This window comes from Ruegeria sp. AU67, from assembly GCF_900312795.1.
Lineage (GTDB): Bacteria > Pseudomonadota > Alphaproteobacteria > Rhodobacterales > Rhodobacteraceae > Ruegeria > Ruegeria atlantica.
In genome coordinates, this window is sequence record NZ_OMPH01000026.1 from 55932 (window position 1) to 73076 (window position 17145).

A 17145-nucleotide genomic window follows, 5' to 3' on the forward strand; every position below is an offset into this window, starting at 1 on the left:
CCTACTGAAAATGCCTCGCGACTATCTGAAAAAGGCGACCCTGACGGCTCAATCTCATGCCACGGAAGTGCATGATACAGTGAAGACAATCCTTGCCGACATTGAGGCTGGCGGGGATGCCAAAGCGCTGGAATATGCGGTCAAGTTCGACAAGTTTGACGGCAACGTGTTGATGACCGCCGATGAGATCGAGGCCGCCTGCGCGCTTGTCCCCGAAAGGCTCAAGGCGGATATTCGGTTTGCTCACGACAACGTTCGCCGGTTTGCTGAAACGCAGAAATCCACGGTGTCTGACGTTGAGATGGAAATTGTCCCGGGCTTCGTCGCTGGCCAAAAGGCCATCCCTGTGGACGCGGCTGGCTGCTATGTGCCCGGCGGACGCTATAGCCATATTGCCAGCGCGATCATGACGGTCACTACGGCAAAGGTTGCCGGGTGCCGCCACATCACAGCCTGTTCGCCGCCACGTCCGGGTGAAGGCGTGGCGCCTGCGATTGTCTATGCAGCGCATATCTGCGGTGCAGACAGCATTCTGGCCATGGGCGGCGTTCAGGGCGTGGCCGCCATGACCTATGGTTTGTTCGGCCTGCCGAGCGCAAATATTCTTGTGGGCCCAGGCAATCAGTTTGTGGCCGAGGCTAAACGTATTCTCTATGGCAAAGTTGGCATCGACATGATTGCCGGGCCGACGGACAGCCTGATCCTTGCGGACGGTTCCGCAGATGCGCATGTAGTTGCCACCGATTTGGTGAGCCAGGCGGAACACGGGTACAATTCTCCGGTTTGGTTGGTGACGGATGACCGGGACCTAGCGCAAAAAGTCATGGAGCTGGTGCCAGCACTGATCGAGGATCTGCCTGAACTCAACCGGGAAAACGCCTTTGCTGCGTGGCGCGATTATGCCGAAGTCATCGTCTGTTCAGATCGTGAAGAAATGGCGGCCTGTTCGGACGACTATGCGCCCGAACACCTGACCGTTCAGGCCGAGGACCTGGATTGGTGGCTGGGTCGGTTGACCTGCTATGGATCGCTGTTCCTGGGTGAAGAAACCACAGTGTCCTACGGTGACAAGGCGACTGGTACGAACCACGTTCTGCCGACATCCGGCGCGGCCAGCTACACTGGCGGCTTGAGCGTACACAAGTACATGAAGATCGTCACATGGCAGCGCGCTACACGCGAAGGCTCGAAATCCATTGCCGAGGCGACCGCTCGTATTTCCCGGCTGGAAGGCATGGAAGGGCATGCGCGGGCTGCAGACGTGCGCCTTGCCAAATACTTCCCTGACGAACAGTTTAACCTGACCGCCGATGAATGATCCACGCGCGTTGTTCGATCTGACCGGGCGTGTCGCTTGCGTGACCGGCGCAAGCGCGGGCCTTGGGCGTCGTGCGGCGATTGTGTTGGCCTCAGCGGGTGCGTGCGTCGTTGGTGTCGCCCGTCGACCGGAAGCACTGGCAGATTTGCAAGCTGAAGGGGGCGACAGCGTGGCCACAGTTGTTGCCGACGTGGCCGATCGGTCGCGCATGGCATCGCTCACCGAAGAGGTCTCAGCTAGTTTTGGCGCGCCGGACATCATTGTACATGCGGCGGGCATCAACACGCGCGAAGTGGCCGATGACGTGACCGCCGAAGGCTGGGACAAGACGCTTGAGCTGAACCTGAGCGCCCCGTTCTTCCTAAGCCAGGCATTGGTGCCTGCGATGAAAGCTCGGGGGTGGGGGCGGATCGTGAATTTCGCCTCGCTCCAGACCACGCGTGCTTTCCCGGGCGGTGTTGCATACGGAGCCAGCAAGGCTGGGGTAGGTCAACTGACGCGGGCCATGGCCGAGGCTTGGTCCACTGACGGCATCACTGCAAACGCCATCGGGCCGGGGTTTTTCCCGACCGAGCTAACGCAGGCCGTTTTCGATGACCCCGACCGGGCAAATCGTAACGCGGCGCAAACCTGCATGAACCGGAACGGGCAGATGGAGGATATCGATGGGCCGATCCTGTTCCTGAGCTCACGGGCGTCCGACTACGTCACAGGGCAAGTTTTGATGGTCGACGGAGGGTTTACAGCGAAATGAAAGCGATTGTTTATCAGGGTGTTGAGCATTTGGCCTATGAGGACGTACCAGATGCTGCGCCCGACATAGGTGAGCAATTGATCCGGGTCGAGGCCGTCGGGATTTGCGGCTCGGATATGCACGCCTATTTGGGTCACGACGCGCGTCGACCTGCACCGCTTATTCTGGGTCACGAGGCCGCAGGGACGATTGTTGGAGGTCCACGCGACGGTACGCGCGTAACGATCAATCCTTTGGTCAACTGCGGTGTCTGCCCGGCGTGTGAGGTAGGTCGGGAAAACCTATGCCCCAGCCGGCAGATCATCTCGATGCCACCGCGTGAAGGGGCTTTTGCCCAATATGTGGCCATGCCAGATGCAAATCTGGTTGAGGTGCCGGACCACGTATCATTTCAGCAGGCCGCTTTGGCTGAGCCATTGGCGGTTAGCTGGCATGCGGTTCGTTTGGGCCTTGAGGCGCTGCATCAGGGAATGGCGCGTGATGCGTTGGTGATTGGCGGCGGCGCGATTGGTGTGGCGGCAGCTTTGGCACTGGCAGCAGCCGGCGTTGACGATATTGTCATCATCGAACCGAATGATATGCGGCGCGCCTATTTACAGAGTTTGGGCTCTTTCAATGTGGTTGAAGCCACGGATGATACGTTCTCACTGGTTGTTGACGCAGTGGGGTATTCTGCGACCCGTGCTGCCGCTTCCCATCACGTTCAGCCGGGCGGCGTTATCGTGCATGTTGGGTTGGGTGAGGATGCTGGCGGTTTGGATATACGTCGTATGACCTTGCAGGAGATCACGTTTATCGGCACCTATACTTATACTGCCGAGGATTTCAGAAAAACCGCGCAGGCGATTTTCGATGGGCGTTTGGGCCCGTTGAACTGGATACAGGAACGGGCCTTGTCTGAAGCTGCCGACGCCTTTCACGATTTGCGGAAAGGTGCTGTGGCCGCACCTAAGATCATCCTCGCACCCTGGGTCTAGTCCAGGCAGAAACGGAGGTATTCATGTATAAAAAAATTCTCGTCCCAATGGCGCTGGATCATGGGATTTCGCCGCACACTTTGGAAATTGCCAAAGCCTTGTCGGCAGAAGGGGCCGAGATCGTGGCCCTGCATGTCTACGAGATGCCTCAGGGCTCTGTCAGTGCCTATCTCGACAAGGATGTCGTCGCCGAAGGCTTTCGCGCGGCACGCACCTTGTTGCGGGAAAAAGTTTCGGGGCTTGAAGGTGTTCAGGCCGAGATTGTCAAAGGTCACACGGCTCGCACGGTGATCGACTTTGCGACACAAAACAAATTTGACTGCATCGTCATCGGTTCCCACGAACCGGGCGTCAGCGACTATTTTCTGGGATCGACCGCCTCGCGTGTCGTCCGTCATGCGCCTTGCGCCGTGCATGTGCACCGCAGGCTTTAACCCGTCAATCGCGCCTATAGCGCCCATACAGGACTTACATATCGGACATGAACATAGACAAAAAGATCACCGACGATCTGGTGGCCAACGACATCTCATTCGTCACCACGGTTCCGTGCAAGCAATTGGCAGGCGTTATCGACGAAATTGACGCGCGTGAAGACATCTTTCACATTCCGTCGAACAAAGAGGATGAAGGCATGGGCCTGTGTGCTGGTGCCTGGATGGGCAGCAAACGCCCCGCGATCATCATGCAGAACACTGCCATCGGCGTAACCATCAACACGTTGGCAACGTTGATCCAGTACTACCGCATGCCATTGCCCATGCTGATCTCATATCGTGGAGAGCTGCGCGAGCCCGTCGCCTGCCAGGTCGAGATGGCGGTGCATACCAAGGCGCTTCTGGCACAGATGAACATCCCGACCTACCACTTCCATCATCAGGCAGATGTCGAGGAGCTGGATGCGATCCTGAAATACACTTTCATGTGCAACAAGCCGGTCGCCATTCTGACCGACGCCAATTTCTGGGGAGGCTATGGCGACCAATGATCCGTTCTGAAATCCTGAAAGAAATCGCCCCGATCCTGCGAGATCAACTGGTTGTCTGCAATATCGGCATCCCCAGTCAAGAGCTGCACGCCATCGACGACCAGCCCACCAATTTCTACATGCTGGGCACTATGGGGTTGGCCTCAAGCATCGGCCTGGGTCTTGCCTTGTCTCAGCCAAAGCCGGTCATCACAATCGACGGTGACGGATCCATCCTGACCAACCTCGGCACCTTGCCGACCATCGCCAACAACGTGGCTGACAATTACATCTTGCTGATTGTCGATAACGGATCTTATGGGTCGACCGGGGATCAGCCGACTTACGCGGGCAAAAAGACATCGCTGGCGGCTGTGGCGCAGGCCTGTGGTTGCGAGAATGTGGTCGAGTGTCAGGCCGAGGACACCGGGGCCGCATTACAGGCAGCGCTCGACAGCGGCCAAATGACAATCATCGTCAGCAAGTGCGAAAGCGGCAATGCCAAGATGCCGGTAATCACGATGGACCCGGTTGTGATCCGCGACCGCTTTATGAAGGCCGTCCAAGCGTCCTAAAGAAGTCGACCTGCAGGTATTCAGCTTACGCCGTCCCGTTCGGGGCGGCGTTTCTTTGGTCGATTGCACCCCAATTTGATGCAGTTTCCTGAATGTGATATGACGCTACGTAAAGTGAATTTCAAAAACATTTTTAGAAGTTTCATCGCAAGGGGGAAAATTATGAAATTCAAATTGCTTGCGCAGAGTGTACTTATCGGTGCCGGGCTGTTGATGGTTGGCCTAACGCCGGCGCAGTCTCAGACCCGTGAGGAAAGTCAGGGCATGGTTCTGCTGCGCGGTCTGCCGACGTTGGATACAAATCACAGCATCGCGATTGTCGAGCTGGATCCGGAGTCTGATCAGTTCGGAGAGCTACTGAGTGAAGTTGAGCAGCCCGATATTCAGCATCCATTGCATCACCTCTACTACAGCCCGAACGGGCGTCTCTATTCGACCGGGTTGGACCCGTCCTGCAGCCTGGCTGAAATTGGACTGTCCCGCGATTCCAGCGGAACGCCGGTGATTGAGGGCTTTACCTGTCTGGATACCCAAGGGCAGATTGTTGGCGAGGACATCATGTGGGCCACGTCGAAGGGGCAGGAGTATATGTTCGTGACCTTCATGGGTGGCACTGGAGGCGATGATGGCGGCTCGGTTGGTGTTTTCGACACTCAGACCAACGAGGTGGTCAAAATTATCGAAGCACGCAAAAGCCAAGTCGGCGAGGGTGAGCCATATATCATGTACCCACACGGGATATCTGCGTTCGACGACCGCATGGTGGTCACCTCGACGATACATCCCGATATGACGACTGGCGTTGGAAATGTGTTGACGATCATAGACCTCAACACGCTTGAACCCATCCAAAACATCGTGGTCGAAAACGAAAAGCCGTTGGATTTTCCGTCGTCACCTGTCGAGGTGCTGTTCGCACGACCTGACATGCATGCCGACATTGAACCAGCCATTCTGGCCAATACGATGTTCGGATTCGAGACCTGGAAAATCCCCTATGACGCCGGTTCCAAAACCTTTGGAGAAGCCGAAGTCATATATAGTGGCGTGGCCAATGAAACCGCTGTTCCGCTCGAGTTCTATGGCACTGAAGATGAACTGTTCATCTCTCATGGATTACCGGGTGTTGTGAAGCGCTATGAAATGGCCGCACTGCCCGAGCTTGTGTCCAGCGGGCCGGACATCGTTGCCGATCCGGGTGCACATCACATGATCTTTTTCACGTCCGCTTCGGGCCGAGACCTGATCGCCGTTCAAAATAACCTGCTCAATCTGGGCAACGCCGCTGATGACGACCCAACGGATGTGGATTTTATTGCCGACCTGAACGCACACACGATCACGATCCATGATCTTGAGACCGGCGAACGTATCGCCGAGGTCAATTTCAAGGAGCGCTACAACAAAGGCGTGGACAACGTTGAAGGGCTGTTTGGTTCGGGTTTTGTGCACCACCATTAATGCTCTGGGGGCGTTATGCTTCGGGTGTTTTTGACAGCGGCCGTCGCCGTGGTGATCGCGGCGACGGCGTGGGTCTTCTGGGACCGCGCACGCGGGCCCACGGCAACGCCGATTTCTGGCTTCTCGGCGCCCTTCGTATTTGGACGTTTTGCTGTGCCCCCGGACAACCCGCTGACAGAAGAGGCCTTTGCCCTTGGGCGCCACCTGTTCTACGACCCGATCCTGTCCGGCAACAATCAGGTGTCCTGCGCGACATGCCATATGCAGGCTCTTGCCTTCACTGATGGTCTGGCAAAGTCGCCCGCATTGTCTGGCGGAGAGCTGGAGTTCAGCTCCATGAGTTTGATCAACCTTCTTTGGGGCCAAGAGCGGTTCTTCTGGGACGGTCGCGCAACGTCGTTGGAAGAGCAGGCTTTGATGCCGATTCAACACCCGGACGAGATGGATCAGGACCTAGGAGAGCTTGTCACAGAATTGCAGGCATCCCGCGACTATCGACGGATGTTCCGCAAGGCATACGGAGAGATCAGCGCCGAAAACGTGGCCCGGGCGTTGTCGACCTTCATTCGAATGTTGATTTCGTCAGAGTCAAAATACGACAGGTTTCTGCGTGGCGAAGTGCGTTTGACCGCGCAGGAAGAACATGGCCGCAAACTATTCATGGCGCATCCGGACACCAAGGTTTCATTGCGTGGTGGGAACTGCATCGACTGCCACAGCCAGTTTTTGACTTCCGGGTTTCGGGACGCATTTGATGGGTTCTCAAACAATGGGCTGGATTCCGATGACGACCTGCCGGATGGCCTGATGGCCGTGACCGGCAATCCGGCGCACAAGGGCTTCTTCAAAGTGCCGACACTGCGCAACATCGCCGTAACCGCGCCCTACATGCATGATGGTCGGTTCGAGACATTGGAAGAGGTCATGGATCACTACAATGACGGGATTGTCGTCAGCGATACGCTCAGCCCTTTGATCCTTGAGGCCGACAACGTGCCAGAGGCCGGGCAAAACACTGTGGGCCTGCGGATGACGCCCGGTGAGGTGCAGTCCATCATCGCGTTCTTGCACACGCTGACGGATGAGGGTTTTCTGACAAACACACAGTTTTCCAATCCTTTCGGAGGAGACAGCTGATGCGTATTTGGATGACGGGGCTTGCGATACTGTTGGTCGTTAGCGGAGCGCTGTTCTTTGTTCTTGGTCCTCAGCGCACCACGTCGATCACTTTGACCTTTCACGCGAAGATGGGTGACGATCCGTTGGTATTTAATGAGTTCTTGTACGAAAACCCCGGCGGGCCCGGCACGTTCAGGGTTCGTGACTTTCGGCTCCACCTCAGCAACCTGACCCTCTCGCAGGGTGGGGCACTTTTTGCTCAGCCTGACAGCTATCATCTGCTCCGGTTCGACAATCCGGAAACAACCCATTCGATCAGGCTGATCGACATTCCTCTGGGCAGCATTGAACACATCCGCTTCATGATCGGCGTAGACCCAGAAGCCAATGGCTCGATCCAAGCGCGCGGGGATCTTGATCCCAACAGTCAAATGGCATGGAATTGGGAGGTCGGCTATAAATTCGTCGTGATGGAAGGAACGCTGCGCATTGGTGAAGAAGTCTCGCCGTTGGTCTATCACGTTGGGTTTTCGGAAAACGCGCGCGAGGTCGATATCCAGTTGCCACCGGATATCGCTGTTGAAGGCGATGTGGACCTGCACATGAACGTCGATGTTGCAAAGCTATTTGACGGGCCCACGCAAGTCGACCTGCGAAAGCTCTCATCAGTCAAATTCAACCGCGAAGACGCCGCCATGCTGGCCGACAATTACGCGGTCATGATCACCCCGTCGTTTAAGTGACTTTGGATAGGGTAAGGTTTGAAGGGCTAAAAGAGCCCCTCAGAATCGATAAGTCGCACCAATCATGGGGCCGGACTGTTCGAACGTGAAATCGTTGCCGTCAATCTCGTGATCGAAAGAGATATAGCGATAACCGCCGCGGATCACCCACCTGTCGTTGATTTCATAATCCGCAGTCAGCAAGACCTGCCATGTTTCGCTGTCGCTGCTGAAGCCGCCGTAATCAAAAAAGCCAGTGCCAGACCACCTGTCGTTGAAAGCGACGCGGGCTCGAACGCCGATGACCGGGTCTGTCCAGCTTTCATCGACACTGACGGACCGGCCCGGGGCTGCTCCAGGAAGGACAGTGAAATCGGTCTGCGTCCGAAACCAGCGGAAACCGCCGACCAAGTCCACGTAGGACGTATCTGTAGTATAAGCCCGGTACCCAACATAACCGCTGAAAAATTGCGTTGTGAGAGAGGTTTCAAGACCAGAACTTGCCGGACCGGGCGTGTCATTGCTGAAAGAGACGTCCACATAGTTGTAGTCGGCCAACAGTGACCAGCGCCCGTTCGATGCACCAAAGACGCCCATGAACGCCAGATCGAGATTTTTTAGCGCGTCAGAGAAACTCAGCGTTCCATCAACGGTGCCGCGGGCTGTTTCCTGCGTAACCTCCGTTTCAGGCATGAACAGGTATATTGTTGCCTCATAGGACCAATCGGACTGCTGCGCCACAGCGGCAGTTGTAATTGGAATCCAGGTCGCCACGGCCCACGCAGCGGTTGTTATTACCCTCTTAAAGACCATTTTGATCCTCCGTTTGTACCAATTTGGCAATCTGATCTGATTGCTCACTCATTCAGCGGCTTCGCCAGACTGTTGTACGCGCGCACCGATGCGGTTGATATCGGTTTCCGGAAAGAACTCGGACCAGACATGCCAGAAAACACCGGCTCGCAGGGTCTCGACGCGTTGTAGTTTTCCCTGATCCGACATTCCCCAGAAATCGCAGCGGGTGATGGGCTGGCCTTTGTCATTGTACCAAACGCCAAGGCTTTCGTACTTTGGGTCCAGACTGACAACCACGTCTCGCCCACCGACATTTGCGTTTACGATCCAGTCATTCTCGACCACGAAATCATCGGTCCAGCAGGCGGCATCATTGCCGATCGTGATCCCCCAAACATAGGTCTTGTTCGGAAGCCGATTGTCCGCACTGTCCATGTTGTCCATGACAGGCGCATCTTCCTGATGCTGGCGCGCGATCCCCCAGCCAAACGTAATTTCCGTCACCATATCCAGCAGCCGCAAAAACGGGTTCGGCGAGGGCGTGTTCAAAAACACCTCACCATCGGGAAACGCTTTTTGAAATCCGCGGAACGTCATCCGATACGTGGGCCAGGGCTGCATCTTTGCTTCGGGGCGAACAGGGCAGGCGGGGCCATCCGCGCCAGTATCGCGATCCGCCTCGCGAAACCCATAGATCTGCTGGATGGGTTCCCCGGTTTCGTTGTCCCGCAGGATCAGGTTGTTGCCATGTTGGGCCAGCACTTCAAGATCCAGCCGGTTGCCTTCGATGCGAGGGGCATAGCCTTGCCCAAGGTTGGCCATCGCGCAAAAGGTCATGACGATATCTTCGCCACCCAGCCCGTCAGCATTGCCGGCCAAATGGGGTCGCATGATTTGCGCATCGGGATGCGCCCGGGCATGGCCGTTGTTTTCAATAACGATGACCGGCGCGGTTGGACCGATGAATTTTTGCGCCTCGGCAATAGGAAAGAAGGCCGCATTGTTGAGTTGATTCCTCAGCCCCAGATGGACCCACACATAGGGAAATCCATACAGAACAAGAACCAGTAGCGTCGCGACCAGCCACAGCCAGAACGGGCCGCCGCCCAGAATGAAATGCGCAAGCGTAGCGATGGCAAATCCGCTCAACCCCACTGCGATCAGGCGGTATTCGTGCCGGATAAACCGGATCATGTTTTTGCGTTTAACCTTAAGCACCATTTGCGAAATGTCGCCAAGATCGCGGAAATAGACGAGCCCGATACCCAGTGAAACGACTAAACCCAGAGCGAAAATGATGTTTCCTGCCATATGGTTATCCTATTTTCGGGTTCCAATAGGCCGCCTGCGGGAAAACTGCGGGCGGTCAGGGATTATTGCTGTGGTGCCGCGCGTTTTATGAGAAACGCGTCGACGGCTAGCTGGGTTTCGGGGCGGGTGTTTTCGATCCCCTCGTAGGGCGCGCCATATGCTGGAGGCACATCCGGGAATTTTTCCTTTCGTGCCATGTGACGACCCAAGATGCGCACAAATTCCTGGCCGCCCCATGCGCCAACCTCGGTCGAGACTGAAAATTCTTCACGAGTATCTCGATAGAGGTCAAAGAACTTGGCCGCGATCGGGTTCTTGCCCGGAGGCGGCAAGATGAGTTTGAGCTGATCCTTGACGATCGCCTCGGGTTTTTTGTCCGAATAGATGATCACGTGATCGCGACGCGATTTGGATTCATCGTCGAAAAGTAGCGCAGCGGATTGATCCACTCCGTCAATCAGGCGGTCGCGCGGTATGAACTCATCAGCACCGGCAAAGCGCGACAAGGTGGTATAAAGGTCCGAGACGTGGATGATACTGTTGAGCAGCCCGTCCGCTTCGATCATGCCGGGCCATCGGATAAAGGCGTCAACTCGTACGCCACCTTCAGTGGTGTCGGCCTTGCCGCCACGGAAGATCATCGGTGTGAACCCAGATTGCGGTGAATATTTGGTAAAATGGCCGTTGTCGCCCATTACAATAACGATGGTGTTCTCAGCCAATCCAAGCTCGTCAATCTTGGCAAAGAGATCTCCAAGCCATTGGTCAAGTAGCTGCATTTTGTCGACATAAAGGCCGCCATTTGCGCTTTTTGGTCCGGTCCGGCCGGTCCGTGTGTTGTCCAGTGGGATCATCGGCCAGTATTGCAGGAAGAACTGATCCTCGCCACCAGCCAAGCGCTCTAGTTCTTGCATGGTCTTGTCTTGGAAGGCTTGGTTCATCTCGTCATACTTGGCCGCGTTCCAACGTTCGCCGGGTTTCATCCTAATTTCGCGGATGGGACCCCCGGCCTCGCCTTCAATCACGGTCATCATGGCCGAGGCGTCGGGGCGGAACCACTTGTCGACAGTATACTTGTCGTCATAATCGTTGATGGCTACGGAAACCTGCTCCTTAATCGCGTCATCGTGGAATATGGTTAACTGCCCCTGCTGATGAATCGCATGCTGGGCATAGTCAAACCCCTGATTCATTGCCCAGCTTTCTGAAATGTCACCCATATGCCATTTGCCAACATGACTCGTGGAGTAGCCGGCCTGCTTAAGCACTTCAGCGAGTGTAATTTCGCCACCCGGCAGGCCTTCTCCGGCAATATCAACTTGTGTGTTCCCCATACCCATACGGACAGGCAGGCGTCCGGTCATTTGTGCCACGCGCGTCGGCGTGCACGATGGTTCGGTGTACATCCGAACCATCCGCATGGCCTGATCCGAGAAGTCATTAATGTTCGGTGTTTCATACCCGCGTACTGCATTCAGCTCTGGGATGCCCATATCCCCAAAGCCCAAGTCATCGATCAGCACACTGACGATATTTGGAGGGTTTCCACCGTTACTTTCCCGAAACGCAGCTAATGCTTGGTCAACGGCTGCGTCATCTTGGGCCCATTGCGATCCAAGCTGTGCTTGAAGGATATAGAATTCCGCATCGTGTTGAATTGGGTTTTCCTGCGCTTCAGCCGATAAGGCAGCAAAGCCCATCGACAACACAAAAACACACTGCAATTTCATTCCAATCTCCCCTTCAGAATACCGACTCCACGGCGCAGGCTGTTTGTCATATTGAAACATTATTATATTTGCTGTTGAAACGCTACGCCGCAAAAGCCGGGTGGAGGTAACCACTAGATTTCTTGGGAAAGTCCGTCACACGCCGGCCGTATGCCACGTGTCTTAGCGGCTGACAGGAGGAACCCCAGAAGGTTGACCAAAACCACGCGAAATGTACAAGAGAAGCGGCGTGAGTGAACCGTGTGTTTCGGCAATCAAACACTTGGCCCAAACACCGACCATCCGGTCGCGCGGACCAGTTCCTGAAATGCAACGCTTGCCAAATGAGAGTTGCCTTTTGCGTCCAGTCCCGGGCTCCATGCTGTGACCGCTGCGACGCCAGGAACGATACACAGGATGCCGCCTCCGACACCGCTTTTGGCGGGAAGTCCAACGCGGAATGCAAACTCGCCCGAGGCGTCATAAGATCCACACATCATCATCAGCGCAGTCACTCTGCGGGCGCGCTGCGCGGACAGAACGGTTGAACCGTCTGCAGGGTTCTGGCCTGCGGCGGCCAAATAGCGGCCCGCAACCGCCAACTGACGACACGACATGGCGATGCTGCATTGGCGGAAATACAGCGACAGAACATCTTCGACCGGCGCTTTTAGGTTTCCCTCGGCTTTCATGAAATGCGCAAGTGCCCTGTTTCTGGACCCTGTCCGCATCTCGGAGTCTGCAACGGCTTTATCCACTTGAATGGACGCATCCTCTGCGAGCGTCCGGCAAAGGTTCAGTACATCGTTGACCGCCTCATCAGAGCTTCGGTCTTCTAGCAGAACGTCGGCCACGACAATGGCGCCGGGGTTAATAAACGGGTTTCTGGGAATTCCACGTTCATGTTCGAGCTGGACGATTGAATTAAACGGATCGCCCGAAGGTTCGCGCCCCACACGTTGCCAAAGGGTTGCGCCCACATGTTGCAGGGCCTCTGTCAGGGAAAAAACCTTGGAAATGCTTTGAATGGAAAACAGCGTGTCCGCATTTCCGGCCGAAACAGGCGCGCCGTCAATGGGCGCGACAGCGATGCCGAACTGGTTCAGGTCAACACTGGCAAGTTCGGGAATATACTGGGCGACCTTCCCGCGGTCGGACATGCCGGCCACGCGATCGGCGATGTCATCCAGAATGACCTGCAATTCGCCGGTTTCAATCACGCTGGGGCTCGGCATGTGCCTCCTCCGTCCAGACCGAGTGATCTACGCCTTTGTCAAATTCAGGGAATTTGCTTGCCACAAAGCGGGGCTCAAGATTCTGTCTGCGCTGTGTGAAATAGTCCACGGTCAGTTTGTACACCGTGCCCGACAGCAGCACGATGGCGACCAGGTTGATGGTTGCCATGACGCCCATGGCTGCATCTGCAAAATTGAACACTGTGCTGACCGCTTGCACCGCGCCCCAGACGACCATGGCAAGACAACCCAGGCGCAAGATGTAGATAGGCACTTTGCCTTCCAGCTTCAGAAACGTCATGGCGTTTTCTGCGTATGAGTAATTGCCCAATATCGACGTAAAACCAAAAAACACGATTGCGATTGCGATAAAATGGCGGCCGATCTCACCCAGATGGACCGCTGCCGCATCCTGAGTTAGACGCATACCGGTGGCCCCGTCCGGTTCGATGGCGCCAGACAGCAGGATCAGCAATGCTGTCGCGGTGGCGACCAGTATCGTATCCACGAAACAGCCAAACGCCTGAACCAAACCCTGGCTCGACGGGTGGTGCGGAGCCGGTGTGGCAACAGCCGCAATATTGGGGGCCGAGCCCATGCCTGCTTCGTTTGAAAACAACCCGCGCTTGATACCATTGAGCGCTGCTGCCATCACGCCACCTGTGACGCCGCCTGCGGCTTCCTGAAGGCCAAAAGCCCCTGCAACGATAGACCACAGCATTGCAGGCACCTGTGGAAGGTTCAGAACAACGACGACACAGGCCAGCAACAGGTAAAGCCCAGCCATGAGCGGCACGACGATTTCGGCAAATCGCGCAATGGTTCGGATGCCGCCAAAGATGACCACAGCAGCGGCAGCCGCCAGCGCCAGACCAGCAATCAATTTGTTCAACCCGAACGCGCCTTCGAACGCCTCAGCGATTGAGTTGGATTGGACGGCGACAAAAACCAGGCCGAAACTGACGATCAGGCAGATCGAAAAGATCACCCCGGCCCAGGGCGCGTTCAGGGCATTGGCCATGTAAAAAGCAGGACCGCCACGGAACCGCCCGTTCGAAGACGTGACCTTGTAAAGTTGCGCAAGAGTGCTTTCGGAATAAGCCGTGGCCATCCCGACCAAGGCTACGATCCACATCCAGAAAATTGCGCCGGGGCCACCCAGGGTCAAAGCCACGGCGACACCGGCCAGATTTCCGGTGCCAACGCGTGACGCCAGACTAACGGTCAGTGCCTGAAACGGTGTAATTCCGCGTTTGTCAGTGGATTTGGACGAGGTAAGGACGCGGATCATCTCGCCGAAATGTAGAAACTGCAGCGCACCCAGACGAATGGTGAAAAATATGCCGACGCCGAGCAACCCGTAGATCAGGACGTAGTTCCAAAGAATAGAGTTAATGCCGTTAACAATTGTTTCCATCGTCCGCCTCCTGAGAACTTAGACCGTTCGAAAAAGCAGCTAAAATACGATGCTTATTCGTCCATCATGCACAAAGGGAGGGTTGTCGAGTCAAGCTACAAACCCGAAAATCGGCGAAACGTCCCGACATATACAATTGATTTAACGATGAGAATTCATTCGGATGACGACTTTTTGCGCGGATTCAACTATAGACTGACCTGCGTGTTCCGAAGGTTGTGAGCGCGCTGCGAAAAGCGCATTCAGGGCGCAGACCGTCCCGAATGCCATAGTCATAGAAGCGTCCAGATGAAGTGTGCTTTGCCTATTCAGCGGCCATCTGTGCCGAAGGTGTCGACATCGAAATCACGCGCTCGTCTTCGGTCATATCTTCTTCGATCCCGTCGAAAAGTGGTGTGGAGAGATAGCGCTCGCCCGTGTCTGGCAACATTACCAGAAAAACGGATCCCTGTGGCGCTTGCTCGGCCACTTTCATAGCAACAGCAAGCGTCGAGCCACCAGATATTCCCGTAAAAATCCCTTCTTCCGACGCCAGCCGTCTGGACCATTCAATCCCCTCGGCACCGGGGACAGGGAACAATTCATCATAGTAATCTTTGTCGATCGCCTCTTGCAGAACCCATGGGATAAAGTCTGGGGTCCAGCCCTGAATGGGGTGAGGTTCAAAATTCGGATGGCTTTCCGTGGGTTGGTGACCCTCGTTGCGGGCGTTTGTATAACCCGATGACACAATCGCCGCGTTGGCGGGTTCTGTTAGGATAATTTTCGTGCCGGGGCGCTCTGCACGAAGAACGCGTGCGACACCGGAAACGGTCCCGCCGGTGCCATAACCGGTGACCCAGTAGTCCAGCCGCTCACCTTCGAAATCTGCCATGATTTCTCGGGCAGTTGTGTTCTCGTGGATGTCGGCATTTGCCGACGTCTCGAACTGGCTGGCCAGAAACCATCTATTCTGTTCGGCCAGTTCCTTGGCTTTGACATACATGCCAAAGCCCTTTTGCGCCCGCGGCGTCAGCACGACCTTTGCCCCCAGAAAGCGCATCAGCTTGCGGCGCTCGACCGAAAAGCTGTCGGCCATGGTCAACACCAGGGGATACCCTTTGGCAGCACAAACCATCGCAAGGCCGATCCCGGTGTTGCCGGATGTGGCCTCGACGACGGTTTGACCGGGTTTCAGCCGCCCGTCACGTTCCGCCGCCTCGATAATGTTCAGCGCGAGACGGTCCTTGACCGAACCCGCGGGATTGAAAGCCTCGAATTTCACATAGACCGAGACATGTGATGGGGCGATCCTGTTGATCCGGATACAGGGTGTGTCACCTACGGTGTCGAGAACACTATCATAAAGCCGTTTGCGTCCCTCAGTCTGCCGAATTCCCATGGCAATATCCCTCTCTTGGTTGGAAAAATTCGTGCCAGTTTATACCAAGTTCGCTGCTTCGGCGCTTTAAACATTTGTCTTGGGAATGACCGACGAAGCCCCGTGCTGAATCGCCAGTTCAGGATGGCCATAAGCTTTTGGGTACGTCATCGGCACGAATGGGCCTGCGGGAATGACACCGTTCCAGCTTCGGCCGAAATACCCTTGCCGACAGTGATCCAATGAACTGCTTTTCGCCACCCCGGGCAGGTCATGGACGCGACAAAGCCAGCGCCAGAGGTGCGGGTAATCAAGGATCTTGGCGCCATTTAGCTTCATGCGCAGGTAGTAAACCGGGTCGTGGCGGTAGAGCGTCGGGAAAAGGCGCAGATCGGCTTCTGTAAATCGGTCCCCGGTCAGAAAAGGTCTGCCATCGCTGGCCAAGCGGTCTTCCAACTGGGCCAATGTTTTGAAGTAAGTCCCGAAACTGGCGGCATAGACGTTTTGATCAGACGAGAACCCGGCCTTGTATGCCCCGTTGTTGATTGCGACGTAGATTTGCACGTTCAGTTCGTCAATTTCAGCCCGGATCGCAGGATCATCCGGGTAGAGGTTGGGCCGGTTGGCTTCATTGCAGGAGCTGCCCAGCAGCGCCGCATTGCCATTCAGCATTCGAATGATCTCGGCGCTTTCATTGTTGACGATACGGCCGGCTATTTTGTCATACAGGATCGGAACTGAACGTTCTTCTGAGCCTTCAGCCCGGTAGATTTCGCGAACCAACCTGAAACCTTGTCCCGTTGCGGTTTCCAGTGTGCATTCAGGCAACATCGCCCCAGTTGCCGAAGCAACAAGCTCGGGGGCGAACTGCCAGTTGTTCGGACCCTCTGGGTCGTATTCTGTGGTGCGATTGGGAAAGGCCACATCCATCGAAATGCTGTCCTGCAAACCCAACACATTGCGTGCCAGCGTCACCCGATGACACCACGGGCAATTCAGCGCAACAAACAGGTGATAGCGCCCCGGTTCAGCCGGGAACTCTGGATCGCCGATAGCATGTCGGAATCCACTGACGCCGCGCACGAACTCTCCTCGTGCGCGGCGTTCTGAGGCATGGGCCTGATCTTCCTGTTTGGAATGGTCGGTCATGCGTGGCCTTATCCTCTTAGGCGGTGGTGCAGGATGATTGGAACCGCAAGGTCTTCCTCATCGCTCAGGTGGCGTTTCAGAAAGGCCTCGATGGCCTCTTAGGTGTCGCGCAGAGATCCAACTTCGGATCGGGCCTGAGCCTCATCCAATTGAATGAGCTTGATCACACGATTGGCTGTCCTTGTGTTTTGGTCAAGGACCAGATCGAGATCGGCATGGTACTTTTCCAAAACCTTTAGCCCGCAAGCAAGGTCACCGCCCACTCAGTTTAAGGCT

Annotated in this window: 17 protein-coding genes; 9 read left to right on the plus strand and 8 right to left on the minus strand. The window is 55.8% G+C overall.

Annotated elements, in window-relative coordinates:
* The first annotated feature begins 10 nt into the window (after window positions 1-10).
* The 9 genes from hisD (at window position 11) to DK510_RS13300 (ending at window position 7914) form a co-directional block, all read left to right on the plus strand.
* A complete protein-coding gene (hisD, locus tag DK510_RS13260) occupies window positions 11-1318 on the plus strand; it encodes a histidinol dehydrogenase (RefSeq protein ID WP_109312497.1) in 1308 nt (435 codons plus the stop codon).
* Window positions 1311-2072 (plus strand): SDR family NAD(P)-dependent oxidoreductase, encoded by a 762-nt coding sequence (locus tag DK510_RS13265; protein ID WP_109312498.1) that lies wholly within the window; start codon window positions 1311-1313, stop codon window positions 2070-2072. Before hisD ends, DK510_RS13265 begins: the two co-directional genes overlap by 8 nt.
* Entirely contained in the window at window positions 2069-3049 is a 981-nt protein-coding gene (locus DK510_RS13270; RefSeq protein ID WP_109312499.1) for a zinc-binding dehydrogenase, read from the plus strand. The genes DK510_RS13265 and DK510_RS13270 overlap by 4 nt, the downstream gene beginning before the upstream one ends.
* A gap of 23 nt (window positions 3050-3072) precedes the next feature.
* The gene (locus DK510_RS13275; protein ID WP_108860897.1) at window positions 3073-3483 is read left to right on the plus strand and encodes a universal stress protein; all 411 of its coding nucleotides are present in this window, start codon (window positions 3073-3075) and stop codon (window positions 3481-3483) included.
* A gap of 47 nt (window positions 3484-3530) precedes the next feature.
* Window positions 3531-4037: a sulfopyruvate decarboxylase subunit alpha gene (locus tag DK510_RS13280; protein ID WP_109312500.1), complete on the plus strand. Its 507-nt coding sequence runs from the start codon at window positions 3531-3533 to the stop codon at window positions 4035-4037.
* Window positions 4034-4591: a sulfopyruvate decarboxylase subunit beta gene (gene comE / locus DK510_RS13285; protein ID WP_109312501.1), complete on the plus strand. Its 558-nt coding sequence runs from the start codon at window positions 4034-4036 to the stop codon at window positions 4589-4591. Before DK510_RS13280 ends, comE begins: the two co-directional genes overlap by 4 nt.
* A gap of 162 nt (window positions 4592-4753) precedes the next feature.
* Entirely contained in the window at window positions 4754-6052 is a 1299-nt protein-coding gene (locus DK510_RS13290) for a hypothetical protein (RefSeq protein ID WP_109312502.1), read from the plus strand.
* 15 nt (window positions 6053-6067) lie between these two features.
* Window positions 6068-7189, plus strand: a complete 1122-nt coding sequence (locus DK510_RS13295) for a cytochrome-c peroxidase (protein WP_109312503.1) — start codon at window positions 6068-6070, stop codon at window positions 7187-7189.
* Window positions 7189-7914: an MbnP family protein gene (locus tag DK510_RS13300; RefSeq protein ID WP_109312504.1), complete on the plus strand. Its 726-nt coding sequence runs from the start codon at window positions 7189-7191 to the stop codon at window positions 7912-7914. Before DK510_RS13295 ends, DK510_RS13300 begins: the two co-directional genes overlap by 1 nt.
* 39 nt (window positions 7915-7953) lie before the next feature.
* Here DK510_RS13300 and DK510_RS13305 read toward each other — a convergent pair whose 3' ends face one another.
* From DK510_RS13305 to DK510_RS22990, 8 genes are all read right to left on the minus strand, one after another.
* Entirely contained in the window at window positions 7954-8706 is a 753-nt protein-coding gene (locus DK510_RS13305) for an outer membrane protein (protein WP_234999078.1), read from the minus strand.
* A gap of 48 nt (window positions 8707-8754) precedes the next feature.
* The gene (locus DK510_RS13310; protein WP_109312505.1) at window positions 8755-9999 is read right to left on the minus strand and encodes a DUF3179 domain-containing (seleno)protein; all 1245 of its coding nucleotides are present in this window, start codon (window positions 9997-9999) and stop codon (window positions 8755-8757) included.
* Window positions 10000-10061: 62 nt separating this feature from the next.
* Window positions 10062-11729, minus strand: coding sequence for a sulfatase-like hydrolase/transferase (locus DK510_RS13315; RefSeq protein ID WP_109312506.1), 1668 nt, complete (start codon window positions 11727-11729; stop codon window positions 10062-10064).
* A 254-nt stretch (window positions 11730-11983) separates the two neighbouring features.
* On the minus strand, window positions 11984-12943 hold the full coding sequence (locus DK510_RS13320; RefSeq protein WP_109312507.1) for a glutaminase: 960 nt from the start codon (window positions 12941-12943) through the stop codon (window positions 11984-11986).
* The gene (locus tag DK510_RS13325) at window positions 12921-14360 is read right to left on the minus strand and encodes a sodium:alanine symporter family protein (protein ID WP_109312508.1); all 1440 of its coding nucleotides are present in this window, start codon (window positions 14358-14360) and stop codon (window positions 12921-12923) included. Before DK510_RS13325 ends, DK510_RS13320 begins: the two co-directional genes overlap by 23 nt.
* Before the next feature lie 304 nt (window positions 14361-14664).
* Window positions 14665-15741 carry a PLP-dependent cysteine synthase family protein gene (locus DK510_RS13330; RefSeq protein ID WP_109312509.1) on the minus strand — a complete coding sequence of 359 codons (1077 nt, stop codon included), beginning with the start codon at window positions 15739-15741 and terminating at the stop codon, window positions 14665-14667.
* Window positions 15742-15807: 66 nt separating this feature from the next.
* The gene (locus DK510_RS13335; protein ID WP_109312510.1) at window positions 15808-16869 is read right to left on the minus strand and encodes a glutathione S-transferase C-terminal domain-containing protein; all 1062 of its coding nucleotides are present in this window, start codon (window positions 16867-16869) and stop codon (window positions 15808-15810) included.
* Between the two features lie 98 nt (window positions 16870-16967).
* Window positions 16968-17132: a hypothetical protein gene (locus DK510_RS22990; protein ID WP_200833241.1), complete on the minus strand. Its 165-nt coding sequence runs from the start codon at window positions 17130-17132 to the stop codon at window positions 16968-16970.
* Between the last annotated feature and the right edge of the window lie 13 nt (window positions 17133-17145).

Bases quoted from the DNA above. Each gene is read 5' to 3' on its own strand.
- DK510_RS13265 (WP_109312498.1), top strand. From the start codon at position 1,311: ATGAATGATCCACGCGCGTTGTTCGATCTGACCGGGCGTGTCGCTTGC.
- DK510_RS13300 (WP_109312504.1), top strand. From the start codon at position 7,189: ATGCGTATTTGGATGACGGGGCTTGCGATACTGTTGGTCGTTAGCGGA.
- DK510_RS13275 (WP_108860897.1), top strand. From the start codon at position 3,073: ATGTATAAAAAAATTCTCGTCCCAATGGCGCTGGATCATGGGATTTCG.
- DK510_RS13315 (WP_109312506.1), bottom strand. From the start codon at position 11,729: ATGAAATTGCAGTGTGTTTTTGTGTTGTCGATGGGCTTTGCTGCCTTA.
- DK510_RS13330 (WP_109312509.1), bottom strand. From the start codon at position 15,741: ATGGGAATTCGGCAGACTGAGGGACGCAAACGGCTTTATGATAGTGTT.
- DK510_RS13325 (WP_109312508.1), bottom strand. From the start codon at position 14,360: ATGGAAACAATTGTTAACGGCATTAACTCTATTCTTTGGAACTACGTC.
- DK510_RS13335 (WP_109312510.1), bottom strand. From the start codon at position 16,869: ATGACCGACCATTCCAAACAGGAAGATCAGGCCCATGCCTCAGAACGC.
- DK510_RS13320 (WP_109312507.1), bottom strand. From the start codon at position 12,943: ATGCCGAGCCCCAGCGTGATTGAAACCGGCGAATTGCAGGTCATTCTG.
- DK510_RS13280 (WP_109312500.1), top strand. From the start codon at position 3,531: ATGAACATAGACAAAAAGATCACCGACGATCTGGTGGCCAACGACATC.
- comE (WP_109312501.1), top strand. From the start codon at position 4,034: ATGATCCGTTCTGAAATCCTGAAAGAAATCGCCCCGATCCTGCGAGAT.
- DK510_RS13295 (WP_109312503.1), top strand. From the start codon at position 6,068: ATGCTTCGGGTGTTTTTGACAGCGGCCGTCGCCGTGGTGATCGCGGCG.
- DK510_RS13270 (WP_109312499.1), top strand. From the start codon at position 2,069: ATGAAAGCGATTGTTTATCAGGGTGTTGAGCATTTGGCCTATGAGGAC.
- DK510_RS13305 (WP_234999078.1), bottom strand. From the start codon at position 8,706: ATGGTCTTTAAGAGGGTAATAACAACCGCTGCGTGGGCCGTGGCGACC.
- DK510_RS13290 (WP_109312502.1), top strand. From the start codon at position 4,754: ATGAAATTCAAATTGCTTGCGCAGAGTGTACTTATCGGTGCCGGGCTG.
- hisD (WP_109312497.1), top strand. From the start codon at position 11: ATGCCTCGCGACTATCTGAAAAAGGCGACCCTGACGGCTCAATCTCAT.
- DK510_RS13310 (WP_109312505.1), bottom strand. From the start codon at position 9,999: ATGGCAGGAAACATCATTTTCGCTCTGGGTTTAGTCGTTTCACTGGGT.